At 65.8% G+C, this 3,499-nt stretch carries 3 protein-coding genes and 1 pseudogene; 2 read left to right on the top strand and 2 right to left on the bottom strand.

What is annotated here, in order from left to right:
• Window positions 1–188: 188 nt before the first annotated feature.
• Window positions 189–1,028 (top strand): LysR family transcriptional regulator, encoded by an 840-nt coding sequence (locus OS124_RS0114200; protein WP_010140386.1) that lies wholly within the window; start codon window positions 189–191, stop codon window positions 1,026–1,028.
• A gap of 499 nt (window positions 1,029–1,527) precedes the next feature.
• Window positions 1,528–2,274: a hypothetical protein gene (locus OS124_RS0114195; protein WP_010140385.1), complete on the top strand. Its 747-nt coding sequence runs from the start codon at window positions 1,528–1,530 to the stop codon at window positions 2,272–2,274.
• A 78-nt stretch (window positions 2,275–2,352) separates the two neighbouring features.
• On the opposite strand, the gene OS124_RS0114190 is transcribed toward OS124_RS0114195, so the two are convergent.
• Window positions 2,353–2,865, bottom strand: a complete 513-nt coding sequence (locus OS124_RS0114190; RefSeq protein WP_010140384.1) for a GNAT family N-acetyltransferase — start codon at window positions 2,863–2,865, stop codon at window positions 2,353–2,355.
• Between the two features lie 6 nt (window positions 2,866–2,871).
• Window positions 2,872–3,499 (bottom strand): annotated as a pseudogene (locus OS124_RS0114185) (carboxypeptidase M32); the annotation flags it as partial.

Genomic DNA, 3,499 nt, shown 5'->3' with positions numbered 1-3,499 from the left:
ATTCGCGTGCCGGTCGACCGGAAGTTTCCTTCCGGTCCCGCAGCGCAGGCGGTGTACGTGTGTTTAATACCGGTGCAGAGGAACAGGTTGTCTCGGTGGCTCGCATTGTCGACCAGGGAGATGACGAAGACAGCGAAGGCGAGGCCGGCTGATCCTGCCGGCCTGCCGTCGCCTGGGGGCAGAAGGCTTTGAAGAACTGGGACGATCTTCGCTATCTCGTGGCCGTGCACAAGACCGGCTCGATGAGCGCTGCCGCACGTCTGCTCGATACCAATCCGGCCACCGTTTCGCGGCGGCTGGCGCGTCTCTCCGAGACGCTGGGGATCGACCTCTTTCTCAAGACCCCCCAGGGCTGGACCTCGAACGATGCCGTCGGTGACCTGATCGAGACGATCACCACCTTCGAGAACGAGATCTCGTCCTATCTCAATGCCCGCGATGCCTCGGACGACACGGTGGCAGGCCATGTGAACATCGGCTGTTCGCCCTCGGTGATCACCTACATCCTGTTCCCCGGACTGAGGGCCTTCCTGACCCGCAACCCCGGGCTGGAGATGACCTTCAACAACAACTTCTACCAGGATGCCCTGGGCGACAACGACATGTTCATCTCGGCCGTCCGCCCGCAGCAGGGCCGGCTGGTGGTGCGTTTCGTCGGCAAGTATGCAACCAATGTCTACTGCTACCCGGACAGCCCGCGCACCGGGCAGTGGATCGGCATGCACCCCCTGCACGACCGCTATCCACCGCAGCAACATGCACGCACCATCATGGGCGGGCGTGATCCCTCGATCCGGGTCGAGACGCTCATGGACACCGCCAATTCCATCCGCGCCACCCGGCTGCCGGGAATCATGCCGGTGGTCGCCGCCGCGGCCGATCCCCAGCTGGTTCTTTACGATCCCGACAGCCGCCCCCTTCATACGCCGCTCTATCTCTGCTTCCACGAGACGCGCCGCAAGGACCCGCTGCTGCAGCTGGTCGCAGACTGGATCACCGAACGTTTCGGCGCCTCGGACAACGCCTGACCCCTTGCAGGAATGCAACCGCAGGTGTGCGGTGCCGGGATATTGTACGCACCCGCTGCAAGCTCCATAATATTATCAGATGATTGATTGCAGAAAGAGTAACCAGTTTCCCCTTCAAATAGTAACGTATTGGATTTCTACGCTTTTCTGATGGCCCCGGGTTGTTCCCCCCTCGGCACTCTCCCCTTTGCCCATCAGGTCTGAAGTCCCTCGAAAGCTTCTCTACGCGCTCGTTCGGCGGCGGATGTCAATCTTCGCAGAGGCTTTCACCAAAGGCTTGGCGCTTCTACCCCGTCAAACCCTTCACTGGGCCGGCCCGAACAGCCGGCCCTCTTCTTTTGCGCGGTGACGAACAGCGCCCTCGCAGCCCCTGCGCTTTACATTTCCACCGATCGGAACAATCTAGGGGCACGGCGGCGGTTCTCCGCCGGCATGATCCAGGCACGGCGCCGCCCTCCCCGCTCCCCGGCACCCGCCCTCCCGAGACGATGGACAGACAATGAGCAAAGCGATTTTCAGGAATACCCTCGGCGGCACCGCCCTTCTGGCCTCGGGTGTGCTGCTCGGCACCACGCCCGCCCAGGCGCAGCTGGTGCTCGATGGCGAAGTCACGTTCGAACTGGCCCACAACAACGACACCTCGGTCAACACCAAGCATATCGGCGGGTCGTTCTCCGGCCTGGTCTGGAACGACTTCGGCCTGCAGCTTGACCTCAGCGTCGGCAAGCACGAGCAATATACCTCGACCCAGCCGGCAGCCACGCTGCACCTCTTCCACGCCCCCAACGAGGCCCTGACCTGGGGTCTCTTCCTGGCGGCCGAGGATCGCCGCCCGGGCAACTCGTACTTCTGGGGCGCCGAAGTGGCCTGGCAATCCGAGGGCTTCGGCCTCGAGGCCTTCGCGGCCTACCGCGACGACATCTCTGCCAGTACCGACGGCACGCGCTTCGGGCTCGAGGCCAGCTACCGGCCCGACGGGGCCGACTGGACCCTGTTCGCCGGCTACGCTGCCGATGACGGCGCCCCGCTGGAACAGCGCTACGGCTACCTGGGCGCCACCTACGAGATCCGCGAGGGCATCGCGCTTGGCCTGTCCGCCGGTCGCAACGACGAGGGCGACACCATCGCCAGCGCGCTGGTCAGCTTCACCTTCGGGGACGGCAGCCGCCTCCGCGCCCGCGACACGATGGAGCTTTTCCCCGGCGCCCGCGAGACCGAGACCGCCCCGGTCATCACGCCGCCGTAAGGCCACCAGGATCCATGCAGAAGGGGCCGCGCTGGCGAACAGCGCGGCCCCTCTGGTTTCAGCCCGGCGGGCAGCTAGCTAAACTTGGGCCGTCCCGAAGTGACGATAGACCAGGTCATCGGGATCTGGCCGCGCGGCCAGCGGATCCGGCACCGCGCCCAACTTCTCGGCCAGCCGGCGCGACCGCAGGTTGCCCGGGTCGATATAGCTGACCAGTGTCGCCAGCCCCCGCACATCCCGCGCCCAGTCGCGCATCGCGGCAGCGGCCTCGGCGGCGATGCCCTGCCCCTCGGCGCCCGGATAGACCATCCAGCCCAGCTCGTGCTCGGGGAACAGCGGTCCCGCATTGACCGCCACCTGACCGAGGCAGGCCCCGGTCGCCCGGTCCTCGATCATCAGCGCGCCGATGCCGAAGAAGCTCCACTGCGCGTGATCGGCGCAGAACATCCCCCAGGTCTCGGCCAGGGTGAAGGGCCCGCCCATGTACTCGGCCCGCGCGCTGGCCATCAGGGCGGCGTAGGCCTCCCAGTCGCGGGCCTGCATCGGGCGCAGCGTCAGGCGGTCTGTGGTCAGGACGGAGATCCGGGTCATCGCGTCTCAGAGGCCGTAGATATCGCTGAACTTCGTCTCGATGTAGTCCAGCAGCGGTCCCGCCGAGGGGGCCTCGCCGCCGCAGGCCAGGGTGATGACCTCCTTCGGTTCGTAGAGACCGCCGTGCCGCTGCACCTTCTCGCGCAGCCAGCCCGTCGCGGGCGTGGTGTCGCCCTGCGCCAGCGCGCTGTCCAGATCGGGCAGATCCGCGCGCAGTGCCTTGGCAAGGCAGCCGGCATAGACATTGCCCAGCGAATAGGTCGGGAAGTAGCCGAACAGCCCCACCGACCAGTGCACATCCTGCAGGCAACCCAGCGAGGCGCGCGGCACCGCATAGCCGAAATCGGCCTCGAACCGCTCGTTCCAGGCGGCTTCCAGGTCCGGCACTTTCAGGTCACCGCTGATCAGCGCGCGCTCCAGGTCGAAGCGCAGCATGATGTGCAGGTTGTACTGCAACTCGTCCGCCTCGGTGCGGATGAAGTCCTTCTGCACCCGGTTGACGGCGGCATAGAAGTCATCGGCGTTGTCGACGCCGATATCGCCGAACTGCGCGCGCATCTGCTCGTAGATCCAGCCGGTGAAGGCCCGCGAGCGGCCCAGCTGGTTCTCGTAGATGCGGCTCTGGCTTTCATGC

It is taken from the genome of Oceanicola sp. S124 (genome assembly GCF_000220565.1).
Taxonomy (GTDB): domain Bacteria; phylum Pseudomonadota; class Alphaproteobacteria; order Rhodobacterales; family Rhodobacteraceae; genus Pseudooceanicola.
The sequence above is the reverse complement of the archived record's forward strand: the minus strand, read 5'-3'. Positions and strand labels throughout refer to the sequence as shown.

Bases quoted from the DNA above. Each gene is read 5' to 3' on its own strand.
- OS124_RS0114195 (WP_010140385.1), top strand. From the start codon at position 1,528: ATGAGCAAAGCGATTTTCAGGAATACCCTCGGCGGCACCGCCCTTCTG.
- OS124_RS0114190 (WP_010140384.1), bottom strand. From the start codon at position 2,865: ATGACCCGGATCTCCGTCCTGACCACAGACCGCCTGACGCTGCGCCCG.